General features: G+C 55.5%; 7 protein-coding genes. All 7 read right to left on the minus strand.

The genetic code is table 11. The features are described 5' to 3' along the window. Positions 1 to 72: 72 nt before the first annotated feature. Positions 73 to 1656, minus strand: coding sequence for a SusD/RagB family nutrient-binding outer membrane lipoprotein (locus tag B1C80_RS20005; RefSeq protein ID WP_077922982.1), 1584 nt, complete (start codon positions 1654 to 1656; stop codon positions 73 to 75). Between the two features lie 27 nt (positions 1657 to 1683). Beyond that, a complete protein-coding gene (locus B1C80_RS20010; protein ID WP_236648854.1) occupies positions 1684 to 4749 on the minus strand; it encodes a SusC/RagA family TonB-linked outer membrane protein in 3066 nt (1021 codons plus the stop codon). Positions 4750 to 5369: 620 nt separating this feature from the next. Continuing rightward, positions 5370 to 7880 carry a prolyl oligopeptidase family serine peptidase gene (locus B1C80_RS20015; RefSeq protein WP_077923008.1) on the minus strand — a complete coding sequence of 837 codons (2511 nt, stop codon included), beginning with the start codon at positions 7878 to 7880 and terminating at the stop codon, positions 5370 to 5372. Between the two features lie 215 nt (positions 7881 to 8095). Next, entirely contained in the window at positions 8096 to 9826 is a 1731-nt protein-coding gene (locus B1C80_RS20020; RefSeq protein WP_129605618.1) for a glycosyl hydrolase, read from the minus strand. A gap of 110 nt (positions 9827 to 9936) precedes the next feature. After that, positions 9937 to 11031 (minus strand): IPT/TIG domain-containing protein, encoded by a 1095-nt coding sequence (locus B1C80_RS20025; RefSeq protein ID WP_077922984.1) that lies wholly within the window; start codon positions 11029 to 11031, stop codon positions 9937 to 9939. A gap of 73 nt (positions 11032 to 11104) precedes the next feature. Beyond that, a complete protein-coding gene (locus tag B1C80_RS20030; RefSeq protein WP_077922985.1) occupies positions 11105 to 12679 on the minus strand; it encodes a RagB/SusD family nutrient uptake outer membrane protein in 1575 nt (524 codons plus the stop codon). 91 nt (positions 12680 to 12770) lie between these two features. Continuing rightward, a complete protein-coding gene (locus B1C80_RS20035; protein WP_077922986.1) occupies positions 12771 to 15998 on the minus strand; it encodes a TonB-dependent receptor in 3228 nt (1075 codons plus the stop codon). Positions 15999 to 16085: the final 87 nt, after the last annotated feature.

The following is a 16085-nucleotide window of genomic DNA, read 5'->3' on the forward strand; positions in this document are numbered from 1 at the left end:
AGTTACGGGTTAATAAACCGCTGGTTGGCCACGGCCTATTAACCCGTAATTTAAACAGAATGAGCCAGATCGTTATTGTTTATCCCACCATACCCGGGTCGTGAACAGGTCTGGACCCTGAACGGCAACGGCAGCGTTGTATTTAGCCGCATTCCGGCTGGCTTCCGAAGCCGGATACCGCAACCGACGCATGATCGTTCCGCCGGTTTCGTTGCCGGGGAAATTGGTCGGCGTCAGCACCGGGTAGCCCGTCCGGCGCCAGTTGGCGTATGCCTCGTACGAGTTCAGGAAGTTGACGGCCCAGTACTGGGTGCCGATCTGTTCCATCTGCTGAGCCGTGGTGCCGGTTGCCAGGTACGGATGGGCTGTCAGATAAGCCGTAATCGCACTTTGCGGTATCGTACCCCCAAATAGCGACATCATGCTCATGGCTGCGGTTACCCCGCGGTTGTAATGCAGGGCCGCCTGGCCATCGCCCCAGCCACGCAGGGCGGCTTCGGCGAGCAGGTATTCAACCTCCGCATAGGTCTGGAACAGGGTCGGGGCCGAGTTGCTGGCGATCTTGTTCAGGTTAGCCTCGGAGTACTCGGTGATCGAATTGTCGTTCCAGCTCGGGATCAGGGTTTTGATCGTAGTCGCATCATAGCCATTGGGCAGCCCCTTCTGTACAGTCGGGTTCGTGGCTGTTGCTTCGGCGGTAGCGCTGGCATTACCCTGCCAGAGGGTAGCGATGAACGGCAGACGCGGGTCATTGTTGTTCCTGAGGAAATCGACAAACGTCTTGCTCAGCTTGCTGTTGGCCTTTCCTTTCAGGTTCGCGGCATCGTACTCCTGGGTTCTGAGCGTGTTGGCGTCCAGGTTCCGTTTGTTGTCGTCGCCATCGGCATGATTCAGCTTGGCAATGTCGTCGTTGCTCTGCATGACACCCCCAGCAATGGCTTTCTTCACGTACAACTCGGCTTTGGCCGGATCGACCTTCGTCAGGCGCATGCCCAGCCGCAGCATCATCGAGTAGGCAAACTTTTTCCATTTGGTCAGATCACCGCCATAAATCAGGTCAGACGTACCGTATCCCGTTTTGGTAGCGTCGAGGCCCTGGGCCGCCTGGTCCAGCTCGTTCAGCAAGTCGGCATAAATGTCGGCCTGCTTGTCGTACTTGGGCGAGAAGGTGCTGCTCAGATAGCCTTTGCCCGCTTCCGAATACGGCACATCGCCGTACAGATCGGTGATGCGGTGGTAGCCGAACACCCGCCAGATACGCGCCACATTGTACAGGGTCGACTGCGCCGGATTATCTTTCGTAATCGAAATAATCTGCTCCAGCTCCTTCACGTGCGACCCGTAAGCGGTTTCGAAAAAGGCATCCGAATAGGGTCCGTTATACAGGTATTTGTCGCCGGCCCAGTAGGGGTTCAGCGAGGCAAAATGCTGAATGATAGCCCCGGCATAGATCAGGTTACCCCGGTGGTTCTCGTAGCCAGTACCCGCCGTTTTCACGATGCTGTACGAAAGCAGGTTCGGTACTACCGGCTCGGTCAGCGCGTTCGGGTTGGTATTGAGTTCTTCAAAACCCTGGTCACAGGACGACACCAGCAGGCTGGCTGCCAGTAAGGCCGTCAGGATAGGCAATCGTCTTTTTTTACTGTATGTCAACATATAAAAATGAGTTAAGATCGGTGGCTGTTAGAATTTAACCATCAGGTTCAGACCGTAGCTACGGGCCGGGGGCACACCAAACATTTCGAGTCCCTGACCATTGCCGCTGTTGTAGGTCGACTCCGGATCAACGTTCGGCACCTGGTTGTACAGAATCAGCAGGTTACGGGCAACGAGCGACAAGCTGGCCGACTGAATCGGGGTTTTGGCCAGGAACGTTCTCGGCAGCGAGTAACCCAGCGTAAACTGACGCAGCTTGGCGAAATCGGAGCTGTACACAAACTGATCGGTGATGGTTGTCAGGCCTTTGTAGTAATCCTGAACATCCTTGCCCGCGAAGGTTTTCGAGAAGGCGTCGCCTTTCGTAGTTACCCCCGTAACGGTCAGACCCGACTCGCGACCAACCAGCGTCTCTTTCGACAAGCCGGTGCTGTAGGCGAAGTAGTTGGTAGCACTGTACAATTTGCCACCGAATTTACCATCGACCAGGAAGCTCAGCGAGAAATTCTTGTAGGTGAAGGTATTGGTCAGACCCATCGTCAGGGGCGGAACACCCCGACCCAACATCGTGAACTCACTCCGCATCGGGATACCGGTCGTTTCGTTGTACACGATGTTTCCGTTGGCATCGCGCATGGCTTTGTAGCCCGCAATCATCCCGTACGGCTGCCCTTCGAAGTGATAGATGTACGCACTCTGGGTACGCGACTGATCCAACTCCAGCACTTTGATCTGATCCGAAATCTTGATGACTTTGTTGTCATTGTAGGCTACGTTGTAGGCCAGGTTCCAGGTAAAGCCGCTGTTGGTTTTGAAGGGCGTACCCGTCAGCAACAGCTCGATTCCTTTGTTGACCACTTCACCCACGTTCAGCAGGACTTTTCCGTAGCCCGACGCAGTCGAGGTCGAGGCTGCCACCGGATCGTTTTTCGTCACCCGCTTGTACAGGGTCAGGTCAACGCCCAGTTTGTTGTTGAACAGCTTGCCTTCCAGACCCAGCTCGGTTGTGGTCGAGGTGTTGGGCTGCAGCAGGGCGTTCGGGATGGTGCCGTCGTTGGTGTTGATCTTCATCAGCGGCACCCCGCCAATGTACGAGTTGGCTTCCAGGCCATAGGTGAGGTTGAGCGCATACGGGTTCGGGTAACCACCACCCACCTGGGCGATCGAAGCGCGTACTTTACCGTAGTTCAGCCAGTTGCCCCGGTTACGAAGCACGTCGGAGAACGCAAAGCTCAAACCCGCCGAGGGGTAGAACAGGCTGTTATTAGCCTTGGCCAGCGTCGAGAACCAGTCCTGGCGACCGGTCAGGGTCAGGAACAGAACGTTCTGATAGCCGATATCGGTCGATGCGAAGAGCGAGTTGATCCCGAAACCATTGTACGAATAGCCCGGCGTTTTGTTGATCGTATTATCCAGGAAGTAGTTGAACGGTACGTTGAACTGGCTGCCCCGGAAACTCATCTCCTCCGTTGACCGGCGCATGCGGTTTCCACCGGCGATGGCGTTCACCGATATGGGGCCGAAATCCTTGTTGAAGCCCAGCAATACCTCCGAGTTGGTTTCCTGAATCTGAACCTGCCGACGGCTCATGGCGCCGAGGGTCGAATAAGCCAGACCAGTTGGTTCAATGTCGAGGTATTTCAGCTGGTTGTTATCCGTGCCGACCCGGCCCCGCAGGTACAGGAAGTCGGTGATGTTGTACCGCAGACTGAACGAACCCAGGAACCGGTTCCGGATATCGGTGTTCTTTACTTTGTTGACCACAAAGTAAGGGTTCTGCGCATACACGTTGCTGTTCCAGAGTGCTTCGTATCCCCGGCTGTCATAACCCGGATCCAGGCTACGGATGTCTACGTTCGTAGCAACCATCTGTACGGCGTAGTTCGGATTTTTAGGTGTGTCAGATAAATACGTCCGGTTGTTGCCTTCTTCCACGTTGTACTGACCAACCCCTTCAAAGACCACTTTCTTCGACAGGTTGGCGTTTGCGCTCAGGTTGAACGACTTCCGGTTGAAGCCGGCATTGGGTACAACGCTTTTCGAATCCAGGTTAGACGCCGAGAAACGGAAACTGGCCGTTTCGTTGCCACCGGCTACCGCTACCGTATTGGTAAAGGTGCTGCCGGCGTTGTAGAAGTTCTTCACATTGTCGCGCTGGGGCGAGTAAGGACGACTCACGCCGTCGAATTGTACCACCGGCGAGCCATCCAGTTTCGCGCCCCATGACTGAACGCCATAGGCAATGGCTTCATCTTTGGTGGCCGGTTTAACTCCTCTGAACCCCGAGCCGTATTCATACTGCCAGTCGGTCAGGTTGAACGGACGATCCATGGTGTAGGTACCGTTATATTCAACGCCGATGCCCTTCTGGCCTTTACCCGTCTTGGTCGTGATCAGAATAACCCCGTTCGATGCACGGGAGCCATAGAGAGCGGCCGCCGTACCGCCTTTCAGTACCGAAATCGTCTCGATATCGTCGGGGTTGATACTGTTCAGACCATCGCCCGAGTCGTTACCACCCCACATACCGGCCGAGTTTACGTTGGTATTATCGATGGGTACACCATTGATCACGTACAAAGGCTGGTTGTTACCACTGAGCGAACCGTTACCACGGATAATAACCCGGCTCGATCCTGCCGGACCCGTAGCCGTGCTGGTAGCGTTCAGACCGGCCACCCGGCCAGCCAGTGCATTACCCAGGTTAATTTCCCGCGCCTGGGTCAGATTCGACCCCTGCACCTCCGTCACCGCATACGAGAGTACTTTCTTGTCTTTGGCAATACCCAAAGCCGTGACAACCACCTCGTCGAGTGTTCTGTCGCTCACCGCCAGCGTAACGTTGAGGGTCGTCTGATCGCCCACCGTAATCTCCTGAGCCTGAAAGCCCAGCGCCTGTACAACCAGTATGTTTCCTTTGGCTGCGGTGATGGTAAACCGGCCTTCGGCGTCGGTAACGGTACCCCTGTTCGTTCCCTTGATCAGAACGTTAGCGCCAGGAATCACATCAGTGGCATTCTCGGACACTTTCCCCTGTATACTTACTTGCTGGGCCTGAGCCAGACAGCAGCTGAGCAGGAAGAAGGTCAACAAATACGTAAACCTGTTTCTACATTCTCTCATGTGTTTTTAAGTTATGGTTATAGATTAACTGTACTGGGGTTGATTCAATCACGATGGTGTCCCGACGGGTTTGCCAAACCGGCTCTGTCCGGTGCTGTTCATGGCCAGTAGCGATTGCTGGCGATTACGCAGATTATTACTCAAGCATGGCAGGCAAGCGCCTGGAGTTGCCCATTTTCCTACGTATAAGACTGGTACAAGCTGAGTTAACCGTATATTAACTTTTATAAAATTTTGCAAAAAGACGTTTATATGACCCAAAATCGGGATACAACGCTTTTGCACCGCATAATCTTTGCACTGCTTATACCAGAGACAAATATATCAGTGATTTTTAAAATATTTTTTTAAATAGACGGATTGATGCCGTTATTTTTCATAATATTTGCCAAGTTATATTATTAATTATTAAAATACAATATTTACGGGCTATATGTGCTTTAAAGAGTAGTATTGATTACTAATTATATTCGTGACCAATTTCAACACATTGGTGTATGTTAAGCCAGGATTAAGCTATAGTAAGTACATATACCCGGCTCCATTTGCCCATTTACTTAAAAGGCTAGTTAATACTACCCGTAAAATCGTCAAGGAATCAGTTGCCACTCATTGGTAAAAAATCCGGCTGTTTTTAACCCCTCTCCCCCCTTGAGCAGCATGTCCAGACCAAAAACCATGTAATCCGGGAATCCACTGGCACCGGCGAAATATTGATTGGCTAATGCTGCTTTCATGCCCTTCAGTCCGGTTCCACTAACCACCGCCACCGAGGCTGTGGCTGACCCCTTGATCGGCCAGACAAAGTAGGTGGCCAGATCATCGCCCTGCCACTGCTGACCGCCCACCTGTATCCGATTCCGCTGCACCTGAATTGGACTATCAGCCAGCAACAGCGACCAGGCGGCATTGGTATTGGCATTACCGAACAGGATAACGCCCCGGTTGGCATGGGTAACCAGGGAGAAATCGGTGTCTGGAATGATATCGACGGAGCCGTTGCCGCGGTAGTACCAGGTTTCAGCGTCGTAGCGGGCTTTTTGCCAGCTCCAGTCGTTCTCTTCTTTTGTTCCGCGGGTGCTATAGACAAACACCATGTTGTGGTTGAATCCGTCTTTGAAGGTGCCGTACCGGTGAGGGCCCTTGTGCGCCAGACTGGCAGGGGGTACGATGCGCCAGCCGTTTGTGTCTTTGCGGACGTGCAGCGTGTCATGGCTGCTCCGGGTCTGGTAGTCGAGCGCAGGCAGACTATCCAGAGTGATTGTCAGGCGGGTGTCGGTACCGAAGTCGTCCAGGGCCAGTTTCAACTGGGTTACGTTGGTCGTTTTGCCCGTTATGGCCCGGTCGGTCCGGCTAAGCTGAATGCGACTGTACAACAGCGGCTGACTCTGCTGCTCGATCGACGCCCACCGGAAGGAAGCGGATATACCCGGATTAGCCGTGGTGAAATCAATGGTATTGACCAGTGAGTCGGCCAGGCGCTGATGCCAGCGGAAATAATCGAACAGCGGTGGCCAGTCAACGCTATGATCGCCAAACCAGTGACTACCGCCCGGGTACTCGTAATAGCTCATGTCTGGCTGGGTACTACCCAGGAGTTTGCGCATCTGCCGCGCATACGAAACCGGAACCGTGCGATCAGCGTCGCCGTGAAAGATGTACACCCCCACGGGTTTATAATTGGTCGTCAGCTTGAGGACATCGCTCTGGTTGCCCGCCCGCAAGAGCGTTTGTTCGAGTGGGTTACGGCTCGTGTCGGGGATAACCCCATCGGCAGAACCGTATTCTTTCAGGGTCGGGTAGCCCGCGCAGGGAGCAATAGCGACCCACTTGTCGGGATAGGTAGCGCCCAGAAACCAGGTGCCGTGGCCCCCCATCGAATGCCCGGTCAGATAAATACGGGTGGGGTCCGGTTTAAACTGCTTACGGGCCAGGTCTAACACTTCGAGGGCATCGAGCCGGCCCCAGTCCTCCCAGTTGAACCCCCGCGGTCGGCGATTGGTAGCCGCCACCAGCGTTCCCCACGCCTTGGATTTGTAGGCACGTGCCTGTCCCGACGCTTCGACCCCAGCCCCATGAACCGACAAAAACAGAGCGGCAGCTCCGGTCCCGGAAGTGGGTGGCGTTACCGAATAATATTGAAGACTCCCGTCGATCGCGCTGATAAAGGTTTTGCTATACGACGCCCCCGGCCCCACGGCCTCTACCGCTATCGAAGCCTGTTCGAGCCGTTTTCCCTGCTGGCGCAGCAGCAGCCCGCAGGTATGCGACCCCGCCGTTTTGATCGCGCTGCCATCGAAACCAAAAACAACTTTCCGGCTCGACAGGGCCGGAATGGCAGGCAGTTCGACTGTTACCTCCCGGCCACCCAGCTGGCTGGTCAGTTGCAGGCCCGTCAGTCGGCCATTTGTTGTGTTGATTACGACCACAGCCCCCTGCAGGGAAGTATTGGGTTCGCCCAGCCGGATGCTGGGCAGCGTTGGATCGTCGGTGCGGAGCAGAACTGCTTTGTCAGGAAAAACCAGGGACGCGCTCACGCCCACCCCGCGCACATACAATTCGTTAAGGCCTTTTCTAAGTTTTACGGGTATATGCAGGTAGCCCATGCTGTAGGCATCGCCCATGTGTAGCTCCCCGTTGACATAGACATTGCTGTTCCCCCTGATGTTCAGGATAGCGACCTGCTCCTTTCTGGCTTCGTAAGTGAGATAGGTATATCCCCCACCACTGCCCAGCCCGCCCCGCAGACTGCCTGTCGTCACGCCCGGACCGGCTGGCGCTCCGCCGTTTACACGAAACGCGCTGGATGGACGAAGGCGGTTCAGACTATCGGCAGTTACGGTTTGCCAGCGGATTTCCTGACCCTGTTCGTTCATGCCAAACAGAGAGCCTTCTTTGGGTTGCCGGAGGGTGCTGGTATACAGCTGATAGGCGAGCGGATCGGTATAGACCGCTTCGCGGCCGTAGCGGCTCCCTGTCAGAGCCACCAGCCCGTTCTTGAACTGGTAGGTGTTGGCCGGGTTGGGTGCCGGACTAACCTGGGCCAGGGTACAGTCGATCAGAAGCAGAAAACCAAGGAAAGTGAGGTACAGGTTACGCATAAGCAGGGGGATGTTTTTTTGGCAGACAACCAGCCGGGCCTGCACCCACCCCACCCTCGATCAGGTGCCTGTCTGGTGAGTTGCCCGCCCAAATCTATCCCGCAATTCGAACATCCTGCTAACGCTAACCCCGGCCTAATACGGATTGGCCAAAATATTAGTAATGCCTATAGAATAAATGCAATATCTGCGCCTTTTAGCGACCCACCCGGTTCCTAGTAGTTGACAATCCGGAACGTACTGACACCCCGAGGACTGCTGACCTGCAGAAAATAAACGCCCGCCCGCAGGGTTGGTGGCAGCTTTTGCCGGATCACCCGGGTGGTCGATTCTACAGTCCGCTCCAGCACGCGTGAACCGCGCAGGTCCGTTACCAGTAACGTCAGGGGTATCTGGTCGGGGTTGGTAAGTTCAAGCTGAATCTGATCGCCCTGGATTGGATTTCCGAGCAGGGTCAGCTGAAACGGAGACGACGGTTCTACGCTGGTCACCAACCCGGGGGATGCCAGCCGCCAGTTGGGCAACTCATCGCGCGTAATGACATCGGCATCGGTAAAGACCGCCTGTAGGGACGGAATGGGTTGCTTTTTTATGTAATCCGTCCCCGTCCAGACCGAAAACCAGGACCACCAGGTGCCAAACCCGCGGACGGTACTGGCGTTGGGCACATGGCCGGTTTCTGACAGGGTAATCAGCTTTTTGCCGTTAAGCTGATCCAGCGCGCTCTTCCAGTTACCGCTCAGGTTGGCCGACGCATCGGCATACACGTCCAGCCCGACCACGTCGACAAATGAATCGCCCGGGTACCAGTCGACATTGAACGTATCAGTTGCGGTATAGACCCAGATCAGATTATGCAGATTATGGTAATTGGTCAGCCGGTCGTAGGTCAACCGCCAAAGCTCCCGAAACGGTCCCGCTCCCTTGGCGCCCCACCAGAACCAGCCACCCGGCGCTTCGTGCAGCGGTCTCCAGAGCACCGGCACGTCGGCAGCCTGAAACTTTTTTAGCTGGTCGGCAATCGCATCGATATCGCGTAGCAGGAGTTTGTATCGATCACTGCTTTTATCAGCGAGAGCCGCCGACAGATCAAACGTGGTGGCTTCGGTATAAAAACCACGCCACCAAAGCTTGTCGGGGGCCTGATTGATCAGATCGGATGGGGCGTTCCAGTGCCACATCAGGCTGATGATGCCTCTCCCCTCTCCTTTCCTGGCCCAGTCGATGATAGCTTCGCTGGTGCGGAGGGGCCTGGCTCCATTGGCAACCCGGCTGGGCGAGTAGTCGATCAGATCGAAGGCTCCGATGGCCGGTTCTTTGCCGGTCTTTTCGAGGATGTACTCCACATCGTCCTGCTGACCCGAAATTACCTTGCGGCCGTATTGATCGACCAGGTACGAAAAAAGTCCGCGGGTTGACGCGGTTGCCTGGGCGTCGGTCAGTGTTTTGGGAGGTTGAATGGGTATAGTGGGAACGGTTGGTGTGGCCAGCAGGTAATCGACATCGTAATAGCCCCATCCTGTAGATAGGGTCAATCTGTTCGCGCCCTCCCGAAGCATGAAGATGCCCAGACTGGCCGTACTGAACGAAGCACGTTGCCTGAGCGTTGCCGACCCTTTCTCCGCGTTGAGTTGAAAATCAATCCCTTTGTCCCCAAAAGGAGATGCATATCCGATGCGTAGCTCATAAAGGCCCGCTTTGGCGTTGATCGTCAATACGAGATTGTCGGTGGGCTGGTCAAACCCGGTCACATAGCCGGTGCCGGAGAATCCCGCCGTAGCAGTGGCGATGGTGACGCCCGTCAGCACGCCGGTTTCGGCTTCGATCCGAACCGGGTCAGCCGCGCCCCAGGCCAGTCCGGACCGCATGAAACCGGCCAGAAACGCCAGAAAAAGGACGTGTTTGGTAAGCAGTCCCCAAAAAGGGCTGATCGGTTCTGGATGCATGAAAAGAAAAGGTACAGGTTGAGGATCAGAAAAGGTAAGGGCAGGTATTGGGCATTGTTCGGTATAAAACGAGCGATCCGTCCTGTCGACGAATCGCCCGTTTTGGTTGTTTATTTCACCAGCATAATATCATCGAAATAAAAGGTCTCATCCTGCTTGTCGGGGCCTTTGATGCGGAAGCCAACCTGCTTCAACGTTTTGCCGGGCAGCCAGAAATCCATGTCCGACAGTTTGATTTTGAAGTAGTTCCAGACGCCCGCCTTCACATCAATCCGGTTGGCTTCGTTCGTATCGCCGAAGCCCCCTTTGCTGGCGTCGGTGGTTACGTAGAGCGAATAGTCGGCCGAAGCGCCTTTGATCCAGCCCGTTATGTAGGTATAGTCGGCCGAATAGTTGATAGCCGACGACGACCAGTTGGCGAAGGCGATCAGGTGCCAGTTGCCTTTCTGGTACGTTTTGGCCGCCGATGCGGTCCCCGACATAAACTCCTTGGTCGAGACTACCCCCGCATCGCCCCAGGAGCCATCCTGGAAACCAGTTCCGTACGAATCCACAAAAATCTGGTACGCCTTATCGACGTTTACAAACTCCTGCTTGGTCCGGATGCGCCCCGTTGCGTTGGTGATGCTCAGCGTTCCCCGGGTCAGGCTCGACGCGGGCATCTGTACGACCAGCTTTTTCTTTTCTTTCGATACGATCGTCGCAGCATCCGAAATTCCTTTCACCGAATCAGCCACCGCCACCGCCGTTACATCGTCCAGGTTATTGCCGTTGATCGTGATGACAGTGCCCTTGGTGAAGTTGTAGTTCGACACATCCGTAACCGACGGGAAGGCCAGCACTTTGAACGGAACCGACACTGTCTGGCCCGCGCTGTTGGTGAACGTAATGTTCTGCATTCCCCCCGAAGCCTCGGTAGGCACCCGGAAAATAAGCGATTCGGCCGTGTTCAGCGTCGTTTGGAAACCCGCCGGCACGTTTTGTTTCTCGAACACCACCGACCGGATGTCGCCCAGGCCGGTACCGATGAGCGTTACGACCGAACCGCTGGCGGCTGAGTCGGGCATGATCTTGGTGGCGACGGGGGTACCGGGACTGATCTGCGGACGGCCGTCGGTATCTTTTTCGCAGGCACTGAGCGAGGCCCCGGCCAATACGGTCAGGATCGACAGTCCGGCCAGGTAATTTATACGATATGGTTTCATTGATTTTCCTGTTTAGTTGAACCCGGCTGGTCATTCAGGCTATACATATGGCCAGCCAGGTTCGTCAGATGACTCATTTGTAATACGGTACAGGCTCTTTTCCCAGCTCGGGGTCCTGCACGATTTCACCCGCGGGTATCGGCAGAAACATCTTGTCTGCGGTGAAATTGCTGACGTAGGTCGGGTTGGTAGTCGTTCCCCGGTTTTGTTTCTCGATGATGGCTTTTGCCTTCGTAAAGCCCTGCCGCTGAATATCGTACCAGTAGTCGCCTTCGAAGGCAAACTCGACCCGGCGCTCGTGCATGATGTCGTCCAGGGTGATCGATGTGCGGGGGGTCAGCCCAGCCCGGCTTCTTACCCGGTTAATGGCCTCCAGCGCTTTGGCATCCGAGGTCGAGGCATTGCTGCCCAGAATAGCTTCGGCGTAGATCAGCAGAATATCGGCATAGCGCAGCAGCACTACATTGTTGCCCGAGTTTTGACCCAGGACCGGCTCACCGCCAAAACTCTTACCCGGCCCGGCGAAGTATTTGGTGATGTTAGACCGGGTTGGGCTCAGGCTACCGCCATCTTCGGTGGGCTGCAGGGTGTCATATTTGAACCCGTTGGCCATGAAGGCATTGTATTTGGGGGCGTTGGCCCGCTGGGGTTTCCAGCTCGGGTTCGTCCAGCCGTGCTCCATGATAGACCAGCGCCGGCGGAGGTCTCCAAACTCATACTCCTTCAGGATATCCAGCGAAGGCACGTACATCTCCCAGGCATCAGCTTCGGAAGTGCGTAACGCACCGGCGCCCCGGTCGGGGTTTTTGATGTTACCCGTTCCCCAGGGATCCTGCGCGAACTGGTGCTGGATGGAGAAGAGCGATTCGCTGTTGTTGTTCATGCTCATCTTGGTGAACATGCCGGTGTAATCGCTCACCAGGGTGTACTTGCCGGAGTTGATCACTTCCTCCGCTTTTGCTTTCGCGTTGGCGTAGTCTTTATTGTAGAGGTACAGCTTCGACATCATGCCTTTAGCCACATATTTGGTCAACCGGCCCGGTACGTCAGACTCGGGCAGACCCGCTTCGGCAGCCTGTAACTCTTCGAGCGCGAACCGCAGCACATCCTTTTGCAGATAACGCGGAATGTTGAAGTTACCCGACAGCGCCGTAGCACCCGGATCCGTGATGATCGGAGCCGCTCCCCAGGTTCTGGCAATGTAGAAATAGAGGGTACCCCGGATGAAATGGCATTCGGCAATGGCCGGGTCGAGGTAGCTGGCGTCGCCACCGGCCGCTTTTTTCTCCTCGAACGTCTTGATCATTACGTTCGAGTAACCGATAATCTTGTAAAACGCCCCCCAGGCCGCACCGATGCGCTCCGATGCCGACGATACCGAAAAGTTCAGGTACTCCGTGTCGGTATAGGTAAACATATTCCCCGACATCACGTCACCAATGGCATCCTGCGCCCGGCTTTCGTAGTTCCGCCAGGGCAGGCCACTGTAGAGCGTACTCGTAGCCGCCCGCACCTCTTCGGCATTATTATAGTAGTTACCCGTTGTCGTGCCTGACAACGACGGGCGTTCGATGAAATCCTCTTTGCAGGCCGACAGCAACAGCGCCGGAACCAGCAGGGCATATATGGATTTGCGATTCAGTTTCATATTTTTTCTATGGAGTGATTGAGTGAATGTGCAATTGAGTACCAGGCCGGTAGATGAGTTCTGGTCGCTCAAGCATGCATTCACTCAATGATTAGAATTGCAGGTTGGCGCCAACGGTGAAGGTGCGGGGGTTCGGGTAGTGGCCCGTGTCGACGTTCATCAGTTTGATGCTGTTGTTGAAAGCCCCGATTTCCGGATCATAACCCGAGTAGTTGGTGAACGTCTTCAGGTTCTGGATCGACCCGTACACGCGCAGGTTCTGGATCTTCACCCGGTTCAGCAGCGTTTTCGGCAGGCGGTATCCCAGGGTAATATTTTGAATGCGGGCGTACGAGGCATCCTCAACATACCGGTCCGACATGGCCGTGTTGTTCTTGTTGGTCGTCGTGAAGCGGGGCAGGGCGCCATCCGTATTCGACTCCGTGTAGCGGTCCACGACCGTGCGCATCTGGTTGGTATAGGCATTGCTTAGCCCTTCCAGCTGCCAGCGCAGGAAGTTGAAGGCCTTGGCCCCCTGACTACCCTGCAGGAACAGCGAGAAATCGAAATCGCCGTAGTTCAGCGAGTTGGTCAGACCCCAGCTGAACTTGGGCAGCGGACTACCGATAAAGGTGTAATCCTGCGCGTCGATCTTTTTGTCGCCGTTGATGTCCTTGTACCGGATATCACCGAGCCAGGTTTCGGTTTCGTTTACCTTATAGCCAAACTGGGGCAGGCTCTGATCCAGCTCAGCCTGGGTGCGGTACAGACCATCCGTTACCAGTCCCCAGAACGAACCGACCGGCCGACCGGGGGTAGTGTGGGTAATGAGGTAGTTGTTGTAATACACCTTACCGTCAAGGGCCGAAGCGGCACTGGCCGCGCGGTCGTAGCTGTTGGTGAACTGCGTCAGCACCGCATTGGTCCGCCAGGTGAAGTTGCCCCGTTTGATGTTTGTGGTCGTGATGCCGACGTCGATACCGGTGTTGGTCATCTGACCGGCGTTGCCCAGCGGTGCTTTCAGATCGTCCCACTGATCGCCCACACCAATCAGGTTCGGGCCGGTCAGGAAGATGATCATGTCTGACGTTACTTTCTTATACACATCGATGGTAGCGTCGATCCGGCCGTTGAAGAAGCCCAGGTCGACCCCGGCGTTGGTCGTTCTGACCGACTCCCACTTCAGGTTCGGGTTCGGAATCCCGTTGATCATGTTCGATGAACCAAACCCAACCGGGCCCGAGAAGAACTGAACGGCACCCACGTAGGCCGGGTTAGGCGCACCACCCGGGAAGTTCTGGTTACCGACCATCCCGTAGCCCACCCGCAGCTTGGTGTAGCTCAGCACGTTGGCAATGGCCCCTTTCATGAATTTCTCGTTCGAGACCGTCCAGCCAGCCGATACCCCGGGAAAGTAGCCCCAGCGGTTGTTAGGACCAAAGTTCGACGATCCGTCGGCCCGGAAACTGGCAGCCAGCGAGTACTTGTCGTCGTAGGTATAGTTGGCGCGCGCGAAGTACGACTCCATGGCCCACTGGCCTTTGCCGCCGTTCAGGCCCCAGGTCGTCTGGTCAGCACTGCCGGTGCTCAGGTCAAAAATGTTAGCCTGCAGGTCGACCTTCGTACCCGAGATGCTCTGGTAATAGGAGTTTTGCGCCTGGTGACCCAGCGTGGCCTGAATACCATGCTTCTTCACGTACTTATTGTACGACAGGTAGTTCGTCAGCGACCAGTAGTAACTGTCTGAACGCGAGTCGATCAGCTTACTCCGGAAGGAGGTACTACCTACATTGCCGGCTTTCTGAAAAGCGACGTTGTTATCCTGACCCAGCGAATACGACAGTTCGTTGCGGAACGATATATCCTTCAGCAGCTGAAATTCAGCGTAGAGACTTCCGAAGATGTTATTGGTCGTTTTGGTATTGCCGCGGTACTGGCTGTTGCCGACCAGGTTAGAGCCATAATACTGCACACCGCCCACCGTTTGACCACCACCCCATGTTCCATCGAGGTTTTTTACCGGCGTCAGCGGGCTGGTCGACGCGCCCCACCAGATGGTCCCTTCGGCCGCATCGGCCAGCGATACGTTCTGGATACTGCGGGATACGTTGGCGCTCAGACCCACTTTGACCCAGGTTTTGAGCTGGCTGTCGAGGCTGAACCGGGAGGCATAGCGCTTGAAGTCAGACCCCAGCAGAATACCCTTGTTGTCGAAGTAGTTCAGCGACAGGTAGTAGGTCGTCTTGTCGCGGCCACCCGAAAAGCTCAGCTGGTGGTTGTTGATGGTTCCGCGCTGGAACATCGCTTCCTGCCAGTCGGTACCGGGTCCGAGAAGGTCGGGGTTTTTGAACTCATCAGCCACCGGATTGCCGATGATGGGAAGAACTTCGTTCTGGTAGCGGGCAAAATCGCGCAGGTCCATCAGGTCGAGACGCCGGGCTACTTCAGAAACCCCCGTGTACATCTCATAATTGATCTTGCCTTCGCCCTGCTTCCCTTTTTTGGTGGTGACCAGAATCACCCCGTTAGCCGCCTGCGACCCGTAGATAGCCTGGGCCGAGGCATCTTTGAGGACGTCGATGGACTCGATATCGTTGGGGTTCAGCATGGCCATGACGCTATTACCCGTCTGGCCGTCGCCCCCACCCAAACCGGCATAGCCCGAGCTGGACGAGGTGTTGCCACCGATGAAGGGAACCCCGTCGATGACGAACAGCGGGTCGTTGCTATTGATGGAGGTAACCCCCCGAACTTTTACGGATACGCCCCCACCCGGCTGACCACCGTTGCTGGTTACGGTAACCCCGGCCGCTTTACCCTGCAGGAGCTGATCGACTCCGGCCGCCGGAATATCTTTCAGATCGGCCGCTTTCACCGTCGTGATCGAGGAGGTTACGTCCGACCGTTTGGCCGTACCGTAACCGATGACTACCACTTCGTCGAGCGACTGATCGCCGGTTTGGAGGGTGATGTTGAGCGTGGTGCGGGTGCCTACCTCTACCTCCTGCGTTTTCATGCCGATGAACGAAATCACCAGCACCTTGCTACCAGTAGGCATGTTGAGCGAAAACGCCCCATTGATATCCGTTGTGGTCCCGATCTGGGTGCCTTTCACGGAGACGGTGGCGCCCGGCAAACCGTTCCCTTTTTCGTCGGAGACGGTGCCTTTGATCAGCGCTTTAGCATCGGAAGGAACTCCGGTACTCGGTTTAGCAGCGCCTGGTGTGGCCATCGCTACCCGATTATTGCCGGGAGCCGGGCTCGCAACGGTTCGTTGCTGAGCACTGACCGGCAGCCAGCTGCTCAACAGGACGAAGCCAGAAAGCACATGTTTAATCATAGGAGAAAGAATCAATTGTTACAGTAAGACAATAGAGGTAATAGGAAATTGAGGGTATAATTGCTCGCTCAGCTGTTCATCAGCCTG

The sequence above is a fragment of the Spirosoma sp. 209 genome (assembly GCF_002006735.1).
GTDB classification, from domain to species: Bacteria; Bacteroidota; Bacteroidia; order Cytophagales; family Spirosomataceae; genus Spirosoma; species Spirosoma sordidisoli.